A 20761-nucleotide genomic window follows, 5' to 3' on the forward strand; every position below is an offset into this window, starting at 1 on the left:
ACGAGCAGGTTTTCACCTTTTCGACAAAATTGTAAGCGCAGCGCAAAACGAGCGTGAATTATTTTTGTGACGTGATTGGATACAACCGGCTGCTCTGTTCGAATAGTTCACCTGGTTCCAGACCGACTAATCCGATTTCTTCTGCCGGGATGCCTTCAACATTAGGAGCATTAACCAGGTTCATCTGTGGTTCAGGACAGAAGAATTCGCCACCCATGTTATTGTTCCAGATCATCCAGTGCTTGTACGATGTACCCACATCATATACCAGTTTGTCTCCAGTACGGTGGTCCGTAAGTTCCATATAGTTACGTCCATTCTGCGGTTCCGCAGTGTAATGATTATCCATGGCAGCAAAGAACGGACTAACCCCGTCTTTCTTCAGTTGTTCTTCCTCAGGTGTAAGCGGTTGAAATTGTCCTGTTGGCAGCGAACGCTCATTCAATTCACGTCGTTCTCCAATCGTAACTTTGGCCGTGTAATCCGAGGCCTGACTGTCCGGTGCAAAAGGTACAGCAATTGCCGTGTGGAACGCAAACAGATTAGGCATGTATTCTTGCCCGTTATTACGAACCATCAATTGTTGCTGAAGCCCTTGGCTACTCAAAGAGTAACGAAGCGTCACCGTGAACGTAAACGGCAGGTACTGATGGAATGCATGTCCTTCTTTCACGTCCTGGCTAAGCAACACATAGCTCTCCAGCTGATCAGAACCGTATCCCTCGACCTTCCACTCGGCATCATGCAAAAAACCATGCAAATGGTTACCTGTAGCTGGTTCGTTCACAGGTAACTGATAGACTTTACCATTCCAGGGGAAACGTCCATCCTCATAACGGTTCGGTGGAGAAAGAATCGGAATTCCATAGACTGCAGGTGCAGCCATAAACTCATCCATCTGATCCTGATTCGGCTCTCTCAAATAACGGAAACCCTTTTCTGTATCACGGAAAGCAACGAGGTTGGCACCCACGCTTGGAATAACTGCCGCTTCAAACTGATTAAAACGAAGCCAGATGGCCGGAATCCCTCCAAATTGTTCTTCAAATGCTGCATTTTGCTGTGTCATCGTTATATGTACCTCCTGCATACTAAGGTTATATTATACGGCTCGACTATATCATGCCCGGGCACAAAATACCAATCTATGATAGAGAACAAATTCATGTTAGAAAGACAAAAAAGACAGCTGCAATCCGCTACGGCTGTCTCTGCTGCCTTTCATATGATGGTTCAATCAATCCACATATTTGCCGTGATCCGGCACAGTGCTCTCTTCAAAGTCCAGATCAAGCCGCTTCAAGGATTCACTCAGCATATCTCCGCTCAAGGCATGCCCATGCCCGGTAATCGCAAGTTTCGGCTCCAGATGCCTTATATGCTGGACAGATTGATGAGCAGCCTGCCAATCGGTTGTGAAATAGGAAGGCGGGCCATGCAACTGTTTGTCCTGAAGCAACACACTCCACAGCGACTCCTGCTTCACTGTGATGATCGCGTCTCCCGCAATTAACAAACGGTCTGCTTCTCGAAACAGCGACACATGTCCCGGAGTATGACCTGGCGTGTGCACCCACTCCCATCCGGATAGACCTGGAACGGAATGATCTTTGGGTAAACTGAATATCCGATCATCCAGATTGATTGCCTCATTAGGATAGGCGAATGACAACCTGGACATTAAACCTCCACCTACAGAAGGGTCCGCTGGCGGGTAATCTTTCAATCCCGTTAAATACGGGATTTCAAGCGGATGAGCATACACGGGCACACCCCAGAATTGTTCCAGCTCAATAACGGTTCCTACATGGTCGAAGTGACCATGTGTCAAAATGATCGCAGACGGCGGACCTTGAAATCGTTCTGATGCAACCTGAACAATATGATCTGTGAACCTCGCCATTCCGGTGTCCACGAGGACCCAGTTCCTGCTTCCTGGCTCTCCGATGAACACGACATTAACAAATAGTGTACGTAGACTGAGAATATCGGGCGCGACTTCTTCAAGTCCCGTCAACCCTTCTGTAATCAGATTGTCAGATGTCATTCACGGTTACCTCCCATTAGGCGGATTGTCTCTCTGGTTCCATTCATCTCGTAGACTTCCCTTTTCTGGATCATCTATTCAACATTTTATATAAAATAGACGGTATACACCCTGTTTCGGGCATACACCGTCTAGTATAGTCATCGACACAACACAATAGAACAAGAACATCTCGGCCAGTTAAGCCGGAAATGCCTCCAAAGCAGCATCGAGCAATTGATTGTACAGATCGTCATCATTCTCAAGCAGCTCGTCCATACGCAGTAACTCTTCTTCATCACCGGATTGCTCCGTGAAATGCAAGCTATAATCCCAATCTTTTCCGTTTTTGCTCATGAAGGTAATCTCATAAACTGACTTCTCGCCTTCTGTGCGGTAAACGGTATTTCCTACGTATCCTTTTTCACCTTCACGGCGCATTTCAGCACTTATAATTTCAATATTCACAATCATTCTCTCCTTTAATCTTTCATCTACAGGCGGTCTCCAACATTTCTGGTAAACCTAGTTTGGTAATTATTATTGGTTAATTGTACAATATATAACGTAGCAACGTATACCTTATTCAATGAAGGAACCATTCTGAGTCCTTACATAGTTGTAATGAGGACTATAATAGCCAACAAGCTACGATATTATTATCACATTGGAGGAAAAAATAGCATGAATACTTTTGAGACGAATCTGCAGCAATATGCTGAACTGGCTGTACAAGTCGGTGTTAATATCCACCCCGGACAGACACTTGTGGTTAATGCGCCAATCTCTGCAGCCCATTTTGTACGACTGATCGTCAAAGCAGCTTACAGTAAAGGCGCCAAATTGGTCAAAGTAAACTGGAGCGATGAAACCGTTACACGTCTTCATTACGATCTTGCACCTGATGAAGCCTTCTCCATTGAACCGAAATGGTTTGCAGCTGAAATGACTGAACTCGTTGAAGAAGGAGCAGCTGTACTGCACGTCATCGCTGAAAATCCGGATCTGCTGAACGGTGTAGCGCAGGAACGCATTATTACTAGTCAAAAAGTGCGCGGTAAAGCGCTCGAAAAATATCGTTCGTATCAGATGGCTGACAAATTCAGCTGGTCTATTGTAGCCGTTCCTTCTCCGGAATGGGCAGCTAAAGTATTCCCGGACCTGCCGGAAGCACAGCAAGTGGACCGCTTGTGGGATGTTATTTTCAAAACCGTACGGATCGGTGAACAGGATGCTGTTGCCGAATGGAAAACCCATTTGCAAAACCTGGATTCCCGCGCTGACCTGCTGAACAACAAAAAATACAAGAAGCTTCACTATACAGCTCCAGGCACAGACTTGACCATTGAACTTCCAGAAGGTCATATCTGGGTATCCGGTGGAAGTGTGAATGAGCAAGGACATGTCTTTATTGCCAATATGCCTACCGAAGAAGTATTCACGGCTCCGCTGAAAACGGGTGTTAACGGCACAGTTCGCAGCACGAAACCACTGAGCTACGGCGGCAACCTGATTGACGGATTCTCCCTGACATTTGAGAACGGTCGAATTGTAGATTATACCGCTGAGCAAGGACTGGACGCTCTCAAAAACCTGATCGAAATGGATGAAGGTGCACACTATCTGGGTGAAGTAGCTCTTGTTCCACATCAGTCACCGATTTCGGATACAAATATTTTGTTCTACAATACGTTGTTTGATGAAAATGCCTCCAACCATTTGGCAATTGGTAATGCCTATGCCTTCTGTCTGGAAGGTGGTAAAACGATGTCCAAAGAAGAGTTGATTGAACGCGGTATGAACTCCAGTCTCACTCATGTAGATTTCATGATTGGATCTGGAGAAATGAACATCCACGGTGTAACCTCCGAAGGCACGGAAGAGCCGATCTTCCTGCAAGGAAACTGGGCATTTTAATTCCGTTTGATGTGATTAGGAGAGAGGAGATTACTCCTCTCTTTTCCTGCGTCAACAGGTCAAAAATTCAACAACTGGAGGAGGGAACGCATATGTTAAGTTTTGAACAAAAACTGGATCGTTACGCTGAACTTGCTGTAAGAGTAGGTGCTAACGTGCAGCCAGGACAAGTGTTTGTCATTAGTGCGATGATTGATACCGCTGAATTTGTGCGCTTGCTGGTGCGCAAAGGATACGAGGCTGGTGCCAAGCAGGTTATTGTAAAATACGGAGATGAAACCGTTAATCGCTTGCGGTTTGAGATGGCCCCTGAGGACTCCTTTCAAGAGCCGCCGAAATGGCATGCAGCGGAGCTTGAAGAACTGGCAGCCAATAATGCAGCCTTCCTGACCGTATTGTCATCCAGCCCTGACCTGATGAAAGGTATTGACCCTGAGCGGATCTCGACTCATCAGCGTACATTGGGTCAGGCGATGGCCAAGTACCGTCAGTATCAACAGGCGGATAAAATGAGCTGGACGGGTGTGGCTTGTCCTTCCCCCGATTGGGCAGCCAAAGTATTCCCGGATCTCCCGGCAACGGAGCAGGTTAACCAGCTGTGGGAAGCCATTTTTGCTGCGGTGAGAGCCGATCTGGAGGACCCTGTAGCAGCCTGGGAACAGCATATTGAACGACTGGAGACCAAGGCTGTTGCATTGAATAACAAAAAGTATCAAGCATTACATTTCCTCTCCCCGGGGACGGATCTTACAGTCGAGCTTCCAGAAGGACATATCTGGGCGCAGGCGGGTAGCGTAAATGAGCAAGGTATCCCTTTTGTAGCCAATATCCCAACTGAAGAAGTTTTCACCGCTCCAGCCAAGCATGGCGTTAATGGCAAGGTGTCCAGCACCAAACCACTCAGTTATGGCGGCAGTATCATTGATCGTTTTTCACTCACATTCGAGAACGGACGGATCATTGATTTTCATGCTGAAGAAGGTCAGGATACGCTGGAAAGACTCATTTCCATGGATGAAGGGTCGCATTACCTCGGCGAAATCGCTTTAGTTCCCTTCCATTCACCGATCTCCGAGAGTGGTATCCTGTATTACACTACATTGTATGATGAGAATGCGTCGTGCCATCTTGCGATTGGCAGTTCCTATGCATTTAATATCGAAGGTGGCAAAACGATGTCTCCTGAAGAACTTGCAGCCCGTGGCATGAACACCAGCATCACCCATGTGGACTTCATGATGGGCTCTCCCGAGACGGATATCTACGGTATTACGGCAAACGGAGAACGTGAAGCCATCTTCCTTAAGGGAGACTGGGCATTCTAACGGATAACGGTTGAGTCTTCCCCGTAAGTATTATCACGGAACAGTCATCAAGGCTTTCTTGCAACCATGTGTTCATGGTTGCAAGAAAGCCTTTTTATTAATTTTCAGCAAACTTTCGCGTATGCTATTCACTCTTCCCTCATCTGGTTTTTCCCGGACCAACCTCCCATTGTATCGTTTCCATATTATGTTGTAAAATGTAATGATACCAATGTTTGTGGATTGTTCACCAGAAAGGAGAACATAATGGCCAATCGGCTCCAGTTATTACTAGCCTCAGATTTCCATAATTTAGGCTCTGCACTTCAGGAAGAAGTGTATTATGAATATTATAATATGGTACATGGTCTTATCGTTTATATCATCAAGGAGCGTGCTGCAGCAGAAGATATTATTCAGGAAGCTTTTATCAAAATCATTAAAAATAAACCCATTTTCGAAGACGAGGTCAAACTGAAAGCTTGGCTCAAGGTCGTCACGCGGAATACAGCTATTAATTATCTGAGAAAAAATAAAAATAACCGTAACCAAGTGGATACGGATAGTGTTTTTATAGATATGGAGACGATGAATCAGACAGCTGCTTCCGTGGAAAGCATGGTAGAAACGCAGATGATGGAAGAGTCTATTGAATATTATCTCAGACAGCTCAAACCGGAATATCGTGTACTGGTGGAGTTACGGTGGAAAAAAGGTCTCTCCTACCGAGAGATGGCCGAACTGCTGGATACCTCCGAAGACATTGTGAAGCAACGTTTGTTCAGAGCCCGCGGCAGTATCAAGAAGAAATTACATAAGGAATGGGGTGGAAGCATTGAGCAAAGGCAAGTCCGATAAACATGTGGAGCCATTCAATTCAGAGCTGGAAGATGAATATTTCGACGCTGCGTTTGATCTGGCTTTTGATGAGGCTTTCCATCAGGCCGTCTCTGCCCCTTCCGCCTCCCATACCGAATCCATGCAGCAATCCTGGCAGAAGGTACAACGGGAAATTAACAGAATCGGTTTACGTAAAAAAAGAATACGTACTTTACGGCTGTCTGTCGTAGTCGCTGCATCCGTGACCATCGGGGCCGTTATTTTCAGCCTGCCATCCGGTACGCAAGCGGTATCCCCATTTGTGCAATCCATCAAGGATTGGGGCAATGGCATGAAATCCATTATCATCGAGGATCGCACGACCCATCTGGGGGCTGATCCGTCAACAGCCAAAACGCCTCCACCACCGGAAACCAGCTTAGACGACATTCTTAAAGCACAAGAAGAAGAAGCTCTTAATACACCTTCGTATGAGTTATCGAGCCATCAGTTTCGTCCAGTACTTGTTACGGAAGAGATTGCACGCGAAGGGTTCATGGGTGACTTTCTGTTATCCAATGCCATTCCCGAGCGATTCAACAAGGTCAAATTTGAACTCGTACTCGATACCGAAAACCCTGTGAATCCAGACGATTATTATGAGTCCACCCAAATGAGAGTTCAATATACCAGTGAAGGCAAGAGCATAGAGGATGAGATTATCCAGTTTGATTATGTCTATGTCATGCCTGGGGAGAAAATTGAAGGGGCCATGCTTCGTGATATGAGCACCGTAAAGCTGGCTGACGGCACAGAAGCACTGATGTATATCGGCCCACCCTATAACTCCTTTCAGTGGATGATGGGTTCCAACAATATGAGTCTGTTTGGCACCCTTTCGGAAGAAGAAATGACTGCGATTGCCAACGATTTTCAAGAGCAGAAGTTTCCCGGCAGTACCCGTCGATAAGATCAGAATAATACGGTGCCAGAGACATGTTTGCTTGTTTCCGTGGTACTCCCATCATATGCTGTATGGATACTGGTAACGCGATAATAGTATCCTGGCATAACGGTCCAATCCGATGAGGCATTGAGTAAGTTTGTATTCGTTTCATTGTTGGAACTGGCTTTGAAAGTTACCCATGCTGTTCCTGTCCAGCGCTCAAGTCGATAATCTACGGAAAGTGTCTTCATTGCTGTATATGTCATGGTTTTGGTATTGACGATAGCCGATAGTCCACCCCCAGGAATGACTGCACCGACCGCTTGATAGATATGTCCAAGTTCTTGAGTGTTAACAAGCGAATGAATGAATGGTTCTGGCGGTGGCGGAGCTGTAAGGGCACCAGAGGACACGTTGATCATCGGGCTTGCAACGGCTGGTTCGGACGTAGGTATAGCCAAGAGCGTTGGCACCATTAACAAGACAACAAGGGTTATTTTTAGTTTAGATGCTGCACTTTTCGTTTTCGTTTTCCGCATATTATTCCATCCTCCGCTTCATACTTGATTTTGTGTAAGGGTATAAACGGACGGATCGGGTGACAGGTTTCAAAAAAATTTCAGACGCTCCGATGATGCTGTCGGAAGCGTCTTTTGTCTTTTATATACATTCCTAACATTGTGAAACCTAAATGATTCCATCCCGTATGTATTGGATAATGCCGAGATGGTCATGCACCCACCTACAAAATCATGAGCATGCAAAAAAGCTGTACGATGACCATTACGTCACCATACAGCTTCATTGGTTACAATTTCGATCTGGCTACGCGCCTTCCTCTTCAACCAACAGTTCCAGCTTAATCACATTTACTCGGGAAATCCGCTTATGCTCTGTCTCTTGAATGACAAATACATAACCACCATATTCAACCGATTGACCGACCTCAGGTGGAATGGCGTCTACTCTGGAGTATAACCAGCCCCCGATGGTATCGTAATCGGCACGGTCCATCTCCAGTCCGAATCGTTCACTGACTTCTTCAATCAGCATCAATCCATCAATGGAGTATTCCATCTCATCCACTTGCTCAATGGCAGGACGTTCCTGGTCGAATTCATCCTGAATCTCACCTACGATCTCTTCCATGATATCTTCAAGTGTGACAAGCCCGGAAGTCCCCCCGTATTCATCAATCAGGATCGCTATCTGTGTCTTGCTGCGCTGCATTCGCTTGAGCAGATCACTGATCAGGGTGGTATCGGGCACAGCCAGGATAGGCCGGATCACGGAGATGGTATCCGTAAGTTGGGATCGCATCAGATCCTTAATGTGAATAAAGCCGATAATATGATCCTTGTCTCCGTTATATACCGGATACCTTGTTCGCATACTCTCACTGGCAATCTCCAGATTCTCCAGCATGGACTGATTGGCATTCAGACAGATCATTTCCGTCCGCGGAATCATAATTTCACGGGCGGTTGTATCCGTAAAATCAAATATATTATCAACAAGTGCTAATTCAGTGTTATCAATTAAACCGCTCTTATTGCTTTCTTTCATGAGAATACGTAATTCATCTTCACTATGCGCATCGTCCATCTCTGAAGCGGGTGCCATTCGGAACAGTCTCAACAAGCCATTAGCCATACCGTTCAGTGCCCATATGAATGGATACATTACCTTGTAGAAGAACGTTAGTAAGGCTGCAGACCACAGCGTGATCGTTTCAGACTTTCGAATCGCCATCGTCTTGGGCGCAAGTTCACCCAGTACAATGTGCAGGATCGTAATAATTACAAATGCTATGGCAATCGAGATACCATGAACATAGACGGGTCCCAGTCCAAATGTGGTAAACAGGGGCTCTAACAAATGTGCAATTGCGGGTTCACCCAACCATCCAAGTCCCAGTGAAGCCAGCGTTATTCCTAATTGGCAAGCTGACAGATATGCATCCATATTGCGTATGATATTGGAAGCGTATATTGCATTTTTGTTGCCTGTTTCCACCAAAGCCTCAATCCGACTTCCACGAACTTTCACCATCGCGAATTCCGCCGACACAAAGAAACCATTCATTAATACAAGTAAACCGATTAATACTAAATTTAAAATACTCGGTAAGGGGTCACTCAAATTTTCATCCTATTCGCCGTCATTCTTCGGCAAATAGGTCCACCTCCTTCGAAAATGTAGGATATTAGCCATTCTGCCGCTCATATGCAATTTCAACTTCCCAATGCTTCCACCTCCACCTTGTTCTGTCGAATAAAAAAGATATGCTTCTTTTATTATATAATTCTACACTACACAGTCAATCCGTGTCCTATGACAACGAAATGGCACAAACGCCTTTTTTCTTTAACAAAAGTCTCGATTACGCTGTTTTTTTAACATTTCACAAACAATGGACTATCCAAACCAAAGAGAGTATCCTCGCTGATGCTTTCGCATGGCTGGATACTCTCTTTTTGCAATGTGTTATTTTTTCAGAATCTATCCGCTAATTACGGTGTCGACTCAATCTCCACTACGGTCCCAGAAGTGGGATTCCAACGCCATTTGGCTTGTTTCCCGCTTGCGTTATGCAATCCACCGATCCAGAATTCATCCTGCTTCAGCAGTGCCCAATCGACTTCTCCATTCAACACCTGAATTCCAAGTTCCGTTAGCGACAGGACTCCGTCACGGAATGTTTCATCTTGCTGCATGAAATTAGGGAAAGTTGTTGCACCAGTCATCTGAAGCAGAGCATGAGGTCCTTCTGTCATCCGCCTCAGATGTGCCCAGTATTCAAGATCACCCATTCCGAGAATATGCAGCTTGTCCCCTACCTCGCGAAATAATGGATACGGACGCTCCATACCTGCTCTAACGGTCTCCAGTGTCGTCTGCTCAATGAGCCCCAGACCGTTCGATACAGATGGCAAACGAGACAAATGTGCCTTAAAGGCAGCTTTCGCAAAGGGTAGCGCAGAAGTGTCTGCCTGCAAATAATCCAGATGATGCTGGAAATCAGTCGACGTATAGGCTTCCCAGAACTGTGCACCGGCTTGTAACTCGTTTTTCTCAATCACATGCCAACTGCCGGACAGACGTTCAATCTGTGTGGAGGTAAGCTGTCCCAGTCCTCTAAAGTGCTCAATCTCTGGATACGAGTCAATACAGAGCAGATTCAGTTTCGTATTCGGGAGCGCTTGTCCTCTGAAATAATGTAACAGATACGATAACATCGTCTGATCGTAGAGATCGTATTCGAACCATAGGACCATTTCCTTGTATTGTTGAAACGAATGCAACTTGCGTTCAAGCTCCTCAATCTGCAAGTATTCCGTTTGTGGAATGCCCAACTGAAGTTCTAATACGGATGCCCGATTTTTCCGCTCCTTCGCATTTTCCATATCTTGGACTACCGGTCCGAACGTGTACAACTCTCTCCATACGAGGACATCTCCCTCGATTCCACTCTCTTTTAAACGATTGGCAGCGTGATCCCCATTCATAATGTGTAACAATCCTTTTCCCCCTTCATACAAGTCACTGAACACAGAAACCAGATCCCTTACTGGTATAGAGCGCTTAAGTTTGGATCGGGCATCGAACAGTCTTTTCTTTAATGCTGGTACCTTGACCCCGAGGAAATCTGATATTTCCTTGAGCGAGTATCCTTCCAAATAAAACAGTTCAACAACGATCCGCATCGATGATGGCAGTATTGCAATAGATTCACGCAGCGTACGATGCATTTCGTTTTGCACCGCTTGTTTTTCCGGATTATGCGCCTGATCCTCTTCAGGAAAAACATGTTCTAACTCCTGAACCGGAATCATGGTATGCTGCTTGCGTCGTAACCAGCGATAACACTGTCTCTCCACGATCACCTTGAACCACCCCGGAAAAGCCTCCGAGTCCTCCAGCTTGGACAGATTGCCAAAAGCCTCAGTAAATGCCTCCTGTACGACATCTTCAGCCCAAAATGTGTCTCCCAAACGATTGTAGGCAACAGCAAGTGCCATCCCGCGATATTGAGACATCAGTTGTGCGTAAGCTTCGGGTTCGCCCTTCATCGCTCCTTCAATCCATGAATTCAATGCTATGGACTCCCTTCATATAAACTTGCTGCTTGTTCTATTCATGTATAAGTGCCATGTTATCGCCAAAAGGTTACGTATGACTCTAAACCTAGAGTAACCTTCGTATATATGTTTATGTAAAAAGCTGTCCTGTCTGCGGATTACCTCCACATTCAGGACAGCGAGGTAAATCAGTATGTGTTAGACATGTCAGTTTCAATCAAAATGATGAGGTCCAACAATTATCTGCTTGGAGCTTGCGGGAAATTGCCTACCACTCCTGGATATTGATACAACAACGGCTCATCAAATGTAGCATAGTCGAAGTTGACCATCAACAGCATGATCCGTCTTCCTGTCTTTGGGTCACTGATGATAATATGGTCACGGCCGGCTGCTTCAATGATACCTTGGAATATACGAGCGTTCCATTCTTTGTTGCCTTCGTATGTCATGTAGAACGTACCAAATTTACCAAGGTTCAGACGTAAAATATTCTCAATGTATGACTGCTCAAACTGTGGAGCCGTTGTTGTAATCACTGCACCCGTTGGTGTCATTGGGCTTCCACTGGGTACGAGTGGGGGTACACTTGTGGAGCTTGGTGATACCATGCCTGGCGTTGGTGACATGGCAGGCATTCCGTTACCGATTTTGTAAGACGTGCCTTGAACCTGAGAATTGGCTTGTTGACCCAACATGGTATTTGCTTGCTGACCCAGTGTTTGAGTCATTGGTTGATAAGGCTGATTAATCATGGTGATTCCTCCCAAAATTTAATATACTTCTGGACAATCGTCGCCTGTCGGACTGAAGAAACAATGTGCTTTGAATCGCCCTGTATTTTGCTGGTCATACCACGTTGCCGGACACTCGCCCACAGGTCGGAAGAACCACAATGAATTGCTGGCAGGCCAGAAACGTTCTCCATTGATCACCCGTTGTGCGAGACGAATCTCGGACTGTCTTGCCCTTTGATAAAAGTAACCCTTCTGTGTTGACTCGTAGCCTCCTGGATTCTGGAATACCATACGATTGATATCGCGAATATCCTTAAAATCCAGACAATCCACCAGCACCCGGTTCACACTTACATTGCCCACAAGCAACATACCCTGTTCGCCGTCACCTTCAGCCTCTGCCCTCATGAGCCTAGCCAGCAGCTTGACGTCCTCTGAGTTGGCTTTAATAACAGCCATAGTCTGTTTCCTCCCTTGTTTCAGCTGTTCATCACCGTACATCGTATTGTGCAGGAGCCCATTCGGTGACACGATTCCATCTTTTTTCCATAAAAAAAAGCCCGGAACCTCACCCAAGGTGAAGTCCCAAAGCAATTCGTTTCTTATAATACTCGCCTGTTTAAGGCTTGGCTTCAATCCAATAATCGTAGGCATGAACAATGTTGCCTTGGTAAGCCTGATGTTCGGCCAACAGATCCGGAAGCTTGGCAAGCTGAAGTTCCATCTCCGCTGCCCCTTTCTCATAAAAAGAAATATGAGGACCTTCATAGTTCTGTTTCATTTCGACCGAAATCATCAACCTTTTGCCCAGACGATCTGCAATCTCCATCTCCTGACTCACAACAGCAGCGATCCCATTGGAACCTTCTGCACTGTTACGGAAAGCCATCAGTGACACATGATCAAGTGTATCAATCATGAACTCCGTCACAGAGATATCTTTGCCTGGCAATGCGAAGCTATCCAGCCATACAGCAAGGTCTGCACTTGTTTCGAGATCACTGTCCTTCTTCGTTTCCTCCTGGAAAAATGTAATGTTGGCAGCCCATTCGGTCAACAGGGTATCCCGACTATTCTCCCACTCCGGCAATGTGTAAGGTTCAATATCCAGATGGATGCCTTCAAATCGTTCATCCGGCTCGGATTCAGCATTGTAGTTTTTCACATAATCAATCAAGCGCTTAATGCGTGGACGATTCTCCTTTTTGCCCCAAATCGGGTGTCCACCCATCGCATGAATCTCAATGCCCTGCGCTTTTGCCCGTTTCACAAAACTGCGGTAACTGGAATAGGGTTGATCCAGATCTAACCGAACATACAACCAGTTAATATTTTGCGCTCTCGCAAACTCTAGTATGTGCTCTCCCCCGTCATTCGTCACCTGAGAGGCCTCCCAGATATACGTCCCGCGAATCTCGGGCTGTTTGGCTGGAATCTCCGGTGAGGGCAGTTCTGACGGCTCCAATTGTCCCCAGTACACGATGTCATGTACAGCAGAACCAGCGTAAGAAGTATGTCCGCTGAATGCAGCGGCAACTTCTTCTATAACACTTTCCAGCTGCGCTGCACCTTTACCGGCAAAAGTCGTAAATTCCTCCCCGGGCATGGGTTTGGTGTTCAACCCAACCGTGACGCTCACATGGCTGGCATCGGCCCAGTTCATTTCCTGTTCAATTAGACGGATGATTCCATTGTTCCCTTGCGCGTTATCACGGTAAGCCAGTAAAGTAACATGATCCACTTGTTCAATGATCCAACGTGACAATGGTTCGTTATCTGCATCCTCAGAAACTCTATTCCCTGTAACGGTGTACGAATCCAGCCAAAATGGCAGATCCATATTCACGGCAATTGCGCCATCCTGTCTCACTTGCTCAAATAACAGATTCATATTGGCTACCCAGGATTGTACCAATGGCTTGGCATCTTCTTTCCAGGCTGGTAACACATAGGGCTTGATATCCAGATGTATGGCATCAAACTGCTCGTTTGGCTCAGCAGATTGATTGTAATCACTTACCCACGAGGCTAATCTGAGCATGGGACCTTCACGGCCACGGATTGCCCAGGATGAGTCGCCTCCCAGCGCTTCAACCGCAATACCCGCACCACTGGCTTTGGCTATAAACGTCTGGTATATCTCCTTGGGCAGCTTCATGTCTACATTCACGTACAGTCTGTTTATCTTATGTTTAGCTGCATTGGCCAACAGCTCATCTCCGTTGCTAACAGACTGTGCCTGCCATACCCAGGCAGCCCGTATATCTGCGCCGTCAGCTTCAGCAGGTGACTCATTCCCTATCATTATCATCCCTCCGATCAGCAGTAACAGCCAAAATACCTTCCGGGATTGTTTCCCGAACATATACTCCCTCCATTCCTCTACTGTTGTAAAATCACATTTATTATAGCAACCGAGTTATTAAAAACAAATAAGCCCAAGTGCTTAACTTGGGCTTATTACTCTTAAGTTGTGCCAGCGTGGGGCTAGTCCGGTTCGATCCCGGTTCTAGTCCTCATATATCATTTTTCGGGTCATACCTCCATCAATAACAAGGTTGGTCCCTGTGACAAAGGTATTGCTTGGATCAGATAAATATAAACAAGCACGGGAGATATCCGAAGGAACACCCACACGGCCGGATGGATGCTGTTCATGATCCTCCTTTTTCAATTTCTCCACGTCTCCTGTCTCAATCCATCCCGGACTGATACAATTGACCCGAATTTGGTCTTTGCCCAGTGAGACCGCCAGCGCATGTGTCAGAGCTACAATCGCTCCTTTGGATGCGGCATAAGCTTCGGTATCCGGCTCAGACATCAGTGCACGTGTAGAAGCCATGTTGATAATGGCACCCCCATGTTCATTGCTTTTCATATGTTTGGCTGCTTCCCGACTCGCCAAAAAGCAACTCCTCACATTGGTATTGAGTACATCGTCCCATTCTTCCAGTGTCAGCTCATAGGGTGACTTCCACTTGGCGAGTCCTGCATTATTCACCAAAACATCAATTTGTTTGAATTCCTCCACGGTTGTACGAAAAAGATTCGTAATATCCTGCTCGCTCCGAACATCACATTGGACAAAGATGGCTTCTCCGCCTTCATTACGAATGGAAGCTGCGGCTGCCGCCCCCTCTGCTTCCTTATGGTCAGCAAGTACAACTTTGGCTCCAGCGACTGCATAAGCCTCAGCCACACTTCGTCCTATTCCCTGAGCGGCACCGGTTACAACAACGACCTGATCTGTAAATGACATATTCATTGCCTCCTCTATCGTAATGATCCTTCGATCATAATCTCATTATGCCTCTTCTTATATAAATACACGTCAGTGCCATTAAGAAACGCTTGTCCAGTAAATAATCAAAAAAAGCTCACGCCATCCTGGCGCAAGCTGCTCGGTTTAACCACGTAGGCGTTCGGAATATACGCGATTATATCGCTCGAAGCCTACATAACGCGTTCCTTTGAACGAGAGCCGTCCTTCATCCCCCTCAGCGCACAAACCATACTCTTCACCATTGACTTTGAATTCAAGCCGATCTCCACTTTCTACTTCAAAGGTGACGTAATATAATGTTCGTGCTGTACTGCCTGGTTCAGATTGCGACTGACTCATCTTCATCCGTCTGCTGGTGATTCGTGAAGGCACGGTCAACAGCGGCTCCGAGTTGTTGCGTCCCCACCTCCATACCTCTTTTCCCATCGACAGAAGGACTATACCTATAATCAGAACAAATACAACCGGAAAGACGGTTCCAAACAAATCAAACATCCAGGATGATTCAATACCCATGTCTCTCCCTCCGTTCATACAACTTAGGACAGCCGGAGTCTTGACCCGTCTCCTGTAATGTATATGCACGTAAACAAGGAACTTGTTATCCGGATTGAAATCGAACGGTGTGAAGGGGAAAACCCTCCGGCAGAATACCGAAGGGTTGCTTTATAGGAAAAATAAGTACTATTTCATTATCTAATACCCTGCTGCCTGGCAGCCATGTTTTACTTAAAGGTTGTTGCAAATCGTTGATCCGACAATATAACCTGATTAACCTGTCCATCTTTTGTCAGCATGAACGATGCACGATAGATAGCCAGATCATCTTTTTGCCGCTTGCAGTGACTTCTCATCCAGGAATGTTTCCTTCTGAATATGATAGGCATAATCGATATTACGTTCAGATTCGACTAAAACATATTCCTTGCCATACAGATCGAGAATCTCTTGATGTGTCATCCTCGCCTCTGCCCCGCGAGCCGTCTTATAGTACCCTTTCGAGTCCTTATTCAAGATGATACTAACGACTTTGGCATCCCTATAGCCAATCGTGATCCCGTTATTGTATTGATAGGATTGACCCACACCGGTTGATGTTCCCTCACCGAGGATTTTCTCCACCTCTTCCTGACTCATTCCATACGTAATCTTATCCTCACTGTCGGTCTTCGTCACAGCCAGATCCTGTTCTGAAAATTCGTTTGGATTGAATTTGCTATTGCTGCAAGCCGTGACCATGATTAATAATAATGCCGCAACAACCCATGTAATTTTTCTCCAGTGTCCATTCTTCATGTCTCACATATTAACTACTGAAAAAATAATTAGTAGTGACGGTTTCACCATTCCTCACAAAACAAAAAGGGTATACGATATGTAGTTACTCCTGTACCATTATCCGCTCCAACTGAGATAACAGCTTCAAGGAAAGACTGTTATCTCAGTTCAAGCAAATCCATGTTACCATTGTGGATGCATATTTAATAAAGCAAAGAACAACTAGCTTAGGCTGTTAACGGACTCATGCTAATTGTGTAATCACAAGGTGTGCCGATACAGGTCTAGTTCCGCCTGCAAGTGGCGTAATTGTTAATGCAGTAGCATTACCAGCCGGGTTCCGTACGGTCAGAATAGAATTAATTACGGTTGTCTGCACCAAAGCCATACCAACAATCTGAGACGTTCCCGTTGCTCGCCCAACTACTGTGGGAGCCAGATCTGCCCCATTGAGGGTTAAGATTAATTGACCCGCTTCATCGATGCTCACTTGGAACAAAATCTGATACGTACCAATCGCTGCCAGATTGAATGAACTAGGCCCCGTGCGAGCGATAGTTGTTCCACTTGTTGGCCCATCCTGAGGAAAGCTTACATCTGTACCGGGAGCAACCGTTGCTGCATTATCAGGTGGCATCAGTGCGAAAAAGTCAGCGAATCCCAGTACGCTTCCGGCTGCTCCTGTTGCACCTGTAGCTCCCGTGGCTCCAGCAGGACCCGCTACTCCTGTCGCACCTGTCGGGCCTACTGCTCCAGCAGTACCTGCCGCTCCTGTTGCACCGGCTGGGCCTGCCGGGCCTACTGCTCCAGCGGGTCCTACCGCTCCTGCTGCACCGGCCGGGCCTGCCGGGCCTACCGCTCCTGTCGCACCCGTCGGCCCAACAGCTCCAGGAAAACCTTGAGGCCCAATTGCCCCGGCAGGTCCGGGATTACCCTGCGGACCTTGTGGCCCTACAGCCCCTGCTTCTCCCGGAATGCCCTGTGCTCCCATAGGTCCAGCAGGTCCGACCGGACCTTGAGAGCCTACCGCTCCAGCAGGACCAGGCTGTCCCTGAGGTCCTTGTGGTCCAGGTGGCCCCCCCGCTGGTCCTTGAGCTCCAGGTGGCCCTTCAACCCCTTGTCTACCTGGAATACCTTGTACGCCTTGTATACCTTGGGGTCCTGTTGGTCCAACAACAGTAGGGGTAGATATATTCACTTCTGGAGGCGGACATTTTACTTGAACGAACTTTTTGACCACTTTCAATCGGCGTTCTTTTCTTTTAACTTTACACGGATGGAATGTTGCCTTTTTTCTCTTCATACGTTTCTTCACTTCTGAATAACTCACAGTGTGGACACCTCCCTATAGACATGGTTTAACGTACGTATGTAGATGAAAAGATGCGTGGACGAACAACCATTTTAACTAAAAAACTCCGCTAATTATCAGGTAAAACAATAAAATCAGTAGCAACTGCCTATACGTTTGATCTATTTTGTTCATAATCATCGATTCAAGCAAGTTGATTTACATGAGGAGACTTGTTCACAAAAAAACTCATGCCATTTGGGCATGAGTTTCAGGATTTAACCACGCAGACGTTCCGGATAAAACCAATTAGTTCGTTCAAAGCATATATATTTTGTCCCTTGAAAGAGGGCCGTCTTAAATCTGTATCGGATGGACGACGATATAGGAATTTTGAGAAAAAGGTAACCATGACCTCCATAACATGTTGAGTTCACTTATGCTGATTTTTCGATTGTAATATTCTTCATCACAATTAATCTTGTGGTCTAACGATTCTGCCAAGTAAAAATGTGTTTCATCATAGCCAACGACGGGAACAAAATGCAAATAACGTTGTTTGGGATGTACTCTAATAAATAAAATAACAGGCACACCCTGGCTGATCTGTTTTTTCAACGTATTCACATTTCCTCGTAAGTACATTGCCTGATATCCTAGTTTTCTGAAAAAAACAACGACCGCTTTGGGATATACTGTGCCATCCAGTAATTTGCGAGGATAGGTTTCATATAGCTTTGTCCCGTTGGACTCCAAACCGAAATGTCTCAAGACAAACGCACTGGAAAATGCAGCGCATTCGTAGTTCTTCTGAATATCCAACCGATTTGAAGATTGAATGAAATAGGTACGTGGCACATTGACTGTGTACATGCGATCTTTCTTAGGAAAACTGAAATAAAGGGAGATCACCCAGAGAATAATCAACCAAAGTAATACATTGAGAAACAATACGTGACCTCCTTCGTCTCATCATGATGTCTTTTAGGTGTTCATTCCTCGCACCAGTTCTTTAAAACCCATTCTTTAATTTGTTCAGCTACTCCCACTGCTGTAAGCTCTGTCGTATCAATTGTTTGCATTGGCGGGTCAAATGCAGTTTCCGAATTCTGGAGTAACCAATTGGCAAAATTTTTGTGATCTTCAACCAGGTTCTCGTCCCACCCACGGGCTCTTAAACGCTTCTCGCGAGTAACATCGTCACAATGCAAGTTCATATATAGAATCCGATCAAATCGATCTATGTAATCCGACGATGCAATGTTTTCCGGAACCATCGTTCCGCATAAAACAGTCCCTCGTCCACTTAGCGATATGTTATACGCAATCCTTAACCAATTCTCTTTGGCAATCTGCCAATCCACGTTATCGATGATATCCATATCAAAGACGTCAAATTCGGGAAGTTGCTTGCGAACAAGCGAAGAGATCGTTGTTTTTCCTGTTCCACTTGCGCCTGTCACTATAAATAGCGGTAATTTTCTCATAACTAGCTCCTTTAGTTAAAATAAAATTTGATTTATTACGTTCTCCATTGATCTGCTTTCAAGCCATTAATAATAGCGATATATAGGTAGCAGTATCCATTTGATATTTAAACATAGCCCACTCTCCGATTCATTTCATTTATTCACCGTTTTCTCGCTTTAATCACAAAGGATACAGGTAACATCTTCGCTCTTTTAAGGAGACTATCGCTATTATTATGTAATTGCATGATATCCTCATCGGATTCTTCTATCATTTGTTCAATGACAAATCCCGCTTTTGCTAACGCATTGACATAGGTTGATATTTGACGATCAGCTAAAACTAATTCTCCCTGACAAAAATCAGGAGACACCGCATACCAAGATTCATCAGAATATGACTTATTGAAAACAAATCTATCATTTTCTTCAACGACACATCTATGAATTGGATGAGACCAGCTGAAAATAAAAATGCCATCTTTCTTTAAATAAGAAGCGATTCGGCTGAAAGTACCTTGAAGATCGGTTGTCCAACCTATGGCATAAATCGAATACACAGCGTCAAAATAATTAGTAGGAATACCACATTCCTCTTCCATGGGTGAACATATCAATGTTGCAGAAATACCGTATGTCCTCAAGAGTTGTTGTGTCTTTTCTATCTGTTTCTGGGATATATCCATACCCCATAGCTCACCTGCTTTGCGATCCCCATGATACTGCAAGGATTGACCATTTCCACAGCCCACCTCTAACATCTTTAATCCTGAGACATCACCAAAAAGTTGGTGTTTTTCTTCTGAGATAAATGCTCCATAATGTGGAAGCACGATTGCACTCAAAAAGTCATTCCCTTTTGTATCCCAATAAAAGCTGTTTGTTTCATGAACACTGTACTTGTTCATCCGATAGCCTCCTTTATACACTACATCCAGAACATGACTTGTTACCTTCGTTGAAATATGTAATCTCATTGCCATTAAGTAAGCTTTTAAAGCCGTTCTTGTAGTAAGGCATAAGCTCATCTGCCTGTGTTATATCCAGCCATGCAATCTCAGATGTTTCGTCTTTTCTTAATATCTCTTCTCTCCCTCTGACGATTTACATCGACTCGTTTCATTGATTGAACTTCCTTTCCGAAAACTTTTAAATATTATTCTTATCACTGAACTCAATGCAAAAAGGTTGCATCTCAGGTTCTAAACAATACTCTATTCTTTCTCTGAAGTTTTTCCATTCGACTTTTAAAATCGCTTCATCAATTGGAAAGAAACCAGACTCTAAACTCTCCAATGATGTCGTTAATTCTCCTCCTATTGGTTTGGCTAGAAATAATGTGTTACATATTGAATTTTCGATGTTTTGAAATATTCCACAGAATTTGATAATTTCAATCTCGATTCCGGACTCCTCTTTCGTTTCTCTGATCGCAGCTTGACTTAGAGATTCTCCTTCTTCTACTTGACCACCTGGCATTTCCCATCCTCTTCGTGGTCCTCTAATAAGTAATAATTCATTTTGTTCGTTGATCACGATTGCAGCGGCAGATAAGATATGTTTTGGAGGGCTCATTTATTCGACTCCTTCTAGAGAGATTAATATACGT

21 protein-coding genes are annotated in these 20761 nt (G+C 45.3%); 4 read left to right on the plus strand and 17 right to left on the minus strand.

Annotated features, from left to right (window positions below):
- Positions 1-58: 58 nt before the first annotated feature.
- The 3 genes from ABTV53_RS15950 to ABTV53_RS15960 form a co-directional block, all read right to left on the minus strand.
- A complete protein-coding gene (locus ABTV53_RS15950) occupies positions 59-1069 on the minus strand; it encodes an aldose 1-epimerase (RefSeq protein ID WP_433744058.1) in 1011 nt (336 codons plus the stop codon).
- Positions 1070-1237: 168 nt separating this feature from the next.
- A complete protein-coding gene (locus ABTV53_RS15955; RefSeq protein WP_433744061.1) occupies positions 1238-2047 on the minus strand; it encodes an MBL fold metallo-hydrolase in 810 nt (269 codons plus the stop codon).
- Positions 2048-2227: 180 nt separating this feature from the next.
- Positions 2228-2500: a hypothetical protein gene (locus ABTV53_RS15960; RefSeq protein ID WP_047843332.1), complete on the minus strand. Its 273-nt coding sequence runs from the start codon at positions 2498-2500 to the stop codon at positions 2228-2230.
- Between the two features lie 210 nt (positions 2501-2710).
- Here ABTV53_RS15960 and ABTV53_RS15965 point away from each other — a divergent pair, with 210 nt between their 5' ends.
- The 4 genes from ABTV53_RS15965 to ABTV53_RS15980 all read left to right on the plus strand — a co-directional run bounded on the left by ABTV53_RS15965 (position 2711) and on the right by ABTV53_RS15980 (position 7036).
- Complete coding sequence (locus ABTV53_RS15965; protein WP_433744064.1) at positions 2711-3943, plus strand: aminopeptidase; 1233 nt, start codon at positions 2711-2713, stop codon at positions 3941-3943.
- A 92-nt stretch (positions 3944-4035) separates the two neighbouring features.
- Positions 4036-5268 (plus strand): aminopeptidase, encoded by a 1233-nt coding sequence (locus ABTV53_RS15970; RefSeq protein ID WP_433744067.1) that lies wholly within the window; start codon positions 4036-4038, stop codon positions 5266-5268.
- Positions 5269-5514: 246 nt separating this feature from the next.
- Entirely contained in the window at positions 5515-6105 is a 591-nt protein-coding gene (locus ABTV53_RS15975; RefSeq protein ID WP_338587152.1) for an RNA polymerase sigma factor, read from the plus strand.
- A complete protein-coding gene (locus ABTV53_RS15980) occupies positions 6083-7036 on the plus strand; it encodes a hypothetical protein (RefSeq protein WP_433744070.1) in 954 nt (317 codons plus the stop codon). Before ABTV53_RS15975 ends, ABTV53_RS15980 begins: the two co-directional genes overlap by 23 nt.
- A gap of 2 nt (positions 7037-7038) precedes the next feature.
- Here ABTV53_RS15980 and ABTV53_RS15985 read toward each other — a convergent pair whose 3' ends face one another.
- The 14 genes from ABTV53_RS15985 to ABTV53_RS16050 form a co-directional block, all read right to left on the minus strand.
- Complete coding sequence (locus ABTV53_RS15985; protein ID WP_433744073.1) at positions 7039-7551, minus strand: hypothetical protein; 513 nt, start codon at positions 7549-7551, stop codon at positions 7039-7041.
- Positions 7552-7837: 286 nt separating this feature from the next.
- Entirely contained in the window at positions 7838-9154 is a 1317-nt protein-coding gene (locus ABTV53_RS15990) for a hemolysin family protein (protein WP_421890347.1), read from the minus strand.
- Between the two features lie 371 nt (positions 9155-9525).
- The gene (locus ABTV53_RS15995; protein ID WP_433744077.1) at positions 9526-11109 is read right to left on the minus strand and encodes a sigma-70 family RNA polymerase sigma factor; all 1584 of its coding nucleotides are present in this window, start codon (positions 11107-11109) and stop codon (positions 9526-9528) included.
- 224 nt (positions 11110-11333) lie between these two features.
- Positions 11334-11792: a spore coat protein GerQ gene (gerQ, locus tag ABTV53_RS16000; RefSeq protein ID WP_433754235.1), complete on the minus strand. Its 459-nt coding sequence runs from the start codon at positions 11790-11792 to the stop codon at positions 11334-11336.
- Between the two features lie 75 nt (positions 11793-11867).
- Positions 11868-12290: a cell wall hydrolase gene (locus tag ABTV53_RS16005; RefSeq protein ID WP_433744080.1), complete on the minus strand. Its 423-nt coding sequence runs from the start codon at positions 12288-12290 to the stop codon at positions 11868-11870.
- A gap of 160 nt (positions 12291-12450) precedes the next feature.
- A complete protein-coding gene (locus tag ABTV53_RS16010; protein WP_433744083.1) occupies positions 12451-14136 on the minus strand; it encodes a hypothetical protein in 1686 nt (561 codons plus the stop codon).
- 204 nt (positions 14137-14340) lie between these two features.
- Positions 14341-15090, minus strand: a complete 750-nt coding sequence (locus ABTV53_RS16015) for a glucose 1-dehydrogenase (RefSeq protein ID WP_076250310.1) — start codon at positions 15088-15090, stop codon at positions 14341-14343.
- 147 nt (positions 15091-15237) lie between these two features.
- Entirely contained in the window at positions 15238-15630 is a 393-nt protein-coding gene (locus ABTV53_RS16020; protein ID WP_017688132.1) for a DUF2500 domain-containing protein, read from the minus strand.
- 306 nt (positions 15631-15936) lie between these two features.
- The gene (locus ABTV53_RS16025) at positions 15937-16410 is read right to left on the minus strand and encodes a hypothetical protein (RefSeq protein WP_433744087.1); all 474 of its coding nucleotides are present in this window, start codon (positions 16408-16410) and stop codon (positions 15937-15939) included.
- Positions 16411-16636: 226 nt separating this feature from the next.
- Positions 16637-17722: a collagen-like protein gene (locus ABTV53_RS16030; RefSeq protein WP_433744090.1), complete on the minus strand. Its 1086-nt coding sequence runs from the start codon at positions 17720-17722 to the stop codon at positions 16637-16639.
- A gap of 318 nt (positions 17723-18040) precedes the next feature.
- On the minus strand, positions 18041-18634 hold the full coding sequence (locus ABTV53_RS16035; RefSeq protein WP_433744092.1) for a C39 family peptidase: 594 nt from the start codon (positions 18632-18634) through the stop codon (positions 18041-18043).
- Positions 18635-18675: 41 nt separating this feature from the next.
- Entirely contained in the window at positions 18676-19170 is a 495-nt protein-coding gene (locus tag ABTV53_RS16040; RefSeq protein ID WP_433744095.1) for an AAA family ATPase, read from the minus strand.
- 143 nt (positions 19171-19313) lie between these two features.
- Positions 19314-20060: a class I SAM-dependent methyltransferase gene (locus ABTV53_RS16045; protein ID WP_433744098.1), complete on the minus strand. Its 747-nt coding sequence runs from the start codon at positions 20058-20060 to the stop codon at positions 19314-19316.
- A 241-nt stretch (positions 20061-20301) separates the two neighbouring features.
- Positions 20302-20727 carry an NUDIX hydrolase gene (locus ABTV53_RS16050; protein WP_433744101.1) on the minus strand — a complete coding sequence of 142 codons (426 nt, stop codon included), beginning with the start codon at positions 20725-20727 and terminating at the stop codon, positions 20302-20304.
- Between the last annotated feature and the right edge of the window lie 34 nt (positions 20728-20761).

The organism is Paenibacillus amylolyticus (genome assembly GCF_050990605.1).
GTDB classification, from domain to species: domain Bacteria; phylum Bacillota; class Bacilli; order Paenibacillales; family Paenibacillaceae; genus Paenibacillus; species Paenibacillus amylolyticus_H.

What these genes read in the sequence shown, in the direction of transcription:
- ABTV53_RS15965 (WP_433744064.1), top strand. Translation starts at nt 2,711, where the DNA reads ATGAATACTTTTGAGACGAATCTGCAGCAATATGCTGAACTGGCTGTA.
- ABTV53_RS16020 (WP_017688132.1), bottom strand. Translation starts at nt 15,630, where the DNA reads ATGGGTATTGAATCATCCTGGATGTTTGATTTGTTTGGAACCGTCTTT.
- ABTV53_RS16010 (WP_433744083.1), bottom strand. Translation starts at nt 14,136, where the DNA reads ATGATAGGGAATGAGTCACCTGCTGAAGCTGACGGCGCAGATATACGG.
- ABTV53_RS16040 (WP_433744095.1), bottom strand. Translation starts at nt 19,170, where the DNA reads ATGAGAAAATTACCGCTATTTATAGTGACAGGCGCAAGTGGAACAGGA.
- ABTV53_RS15950 (WP_433744058.1), bottom strand. Translation starts at nt 1,069, where the DNA reads ATGACACAGCAAAATGCAGCATTTGAAGAACAATTTGGAGGGATTCCG.
- ABTV53_RS16045 (WP_433744098.1), bottom strand. Translation starts at nt 20,060, where the DNA reads ATGAACAAGTACAGTGTTCATGAAACAAACAGCTTTTATTGGGATACA.
- ABTV53_RS15975 (WP_338587152.1), top strand. Translation starts at nt 5,515, where the DNA reads ATGGCCAATCGGCTCCAGTTATTACTAGCCTCAGATTTCCATAATTTA.
- ABTV53_RS16025 (WP_433744087.1), bottom strand. Translation starts at nt 16,410, where the DNA reads ATGAAGAATGGACACTGGAGAAAAATTACATGGGTTGTTGCGGCATTA.
- ABTV53_RS15970 (WP_433744067.1), top strand. Translation starts at nt 4,036, where the DNA reads ATGTTAAGTTTTGAACAAAAACTGGATCGTTACGCTGAACTTGCTGTA.
- ABTV53_RS16005 (WP_433744080.1), bottom strand. Translation starts at nt 12,290, where the DNA reads ATGGCTGTTATTAAAGCCAACTCAGAGGACGTCAAGCTGCTGGCTAGG.
- ABTV53_RS15985 (WP_433744073.1), bottom strand. Translation starts at nt 7,551, where the DNA reads ATGCGGAAAACGAAAACGAAAAGTGCAGCATCTAAACTAAAAATAACC.
- ABTV53_RS15955 (WP_433744061.1), bottom strand. Translation starts at nt 2,047, where the DNA reads ATGACATCTGACAATCTGATTACAGAAGGGTTGACGGGACTTGAAGAA.
- ABTV53_RS16050 (WP_433744101.1), bottom strand. Translation starts at nt 20,727, where the DNA reads ATGAGCCCTCCAAAACATATCTTATCTGCCGCTGCAATCGTGATCAAC.
- ABTV53_RS16015 (WP_076250310.1), bottom strand. Translation starts at nt 15,090, where the DNA reads ATGTCATTTACAGATCAGGTCGTTGTTGTAACCGGTGCCGCTCAGGGA.
- ABTV53_RS15960 (WP_047843332.1), bottom strand. Translation starts at nt 2,500, where the DNA reads ATGATTGTGAATATTGAAATTATAAGTGCTGAAATGCGCCGTGAAGGT.
- gerQ (WP_433754235.1), bottom strand. Translation starts at nt 11,792, where the DNA reads ATGTTGGGTCAACAAGCCAATTCTCAGGTTCAAGGCACGTCTTACAAA.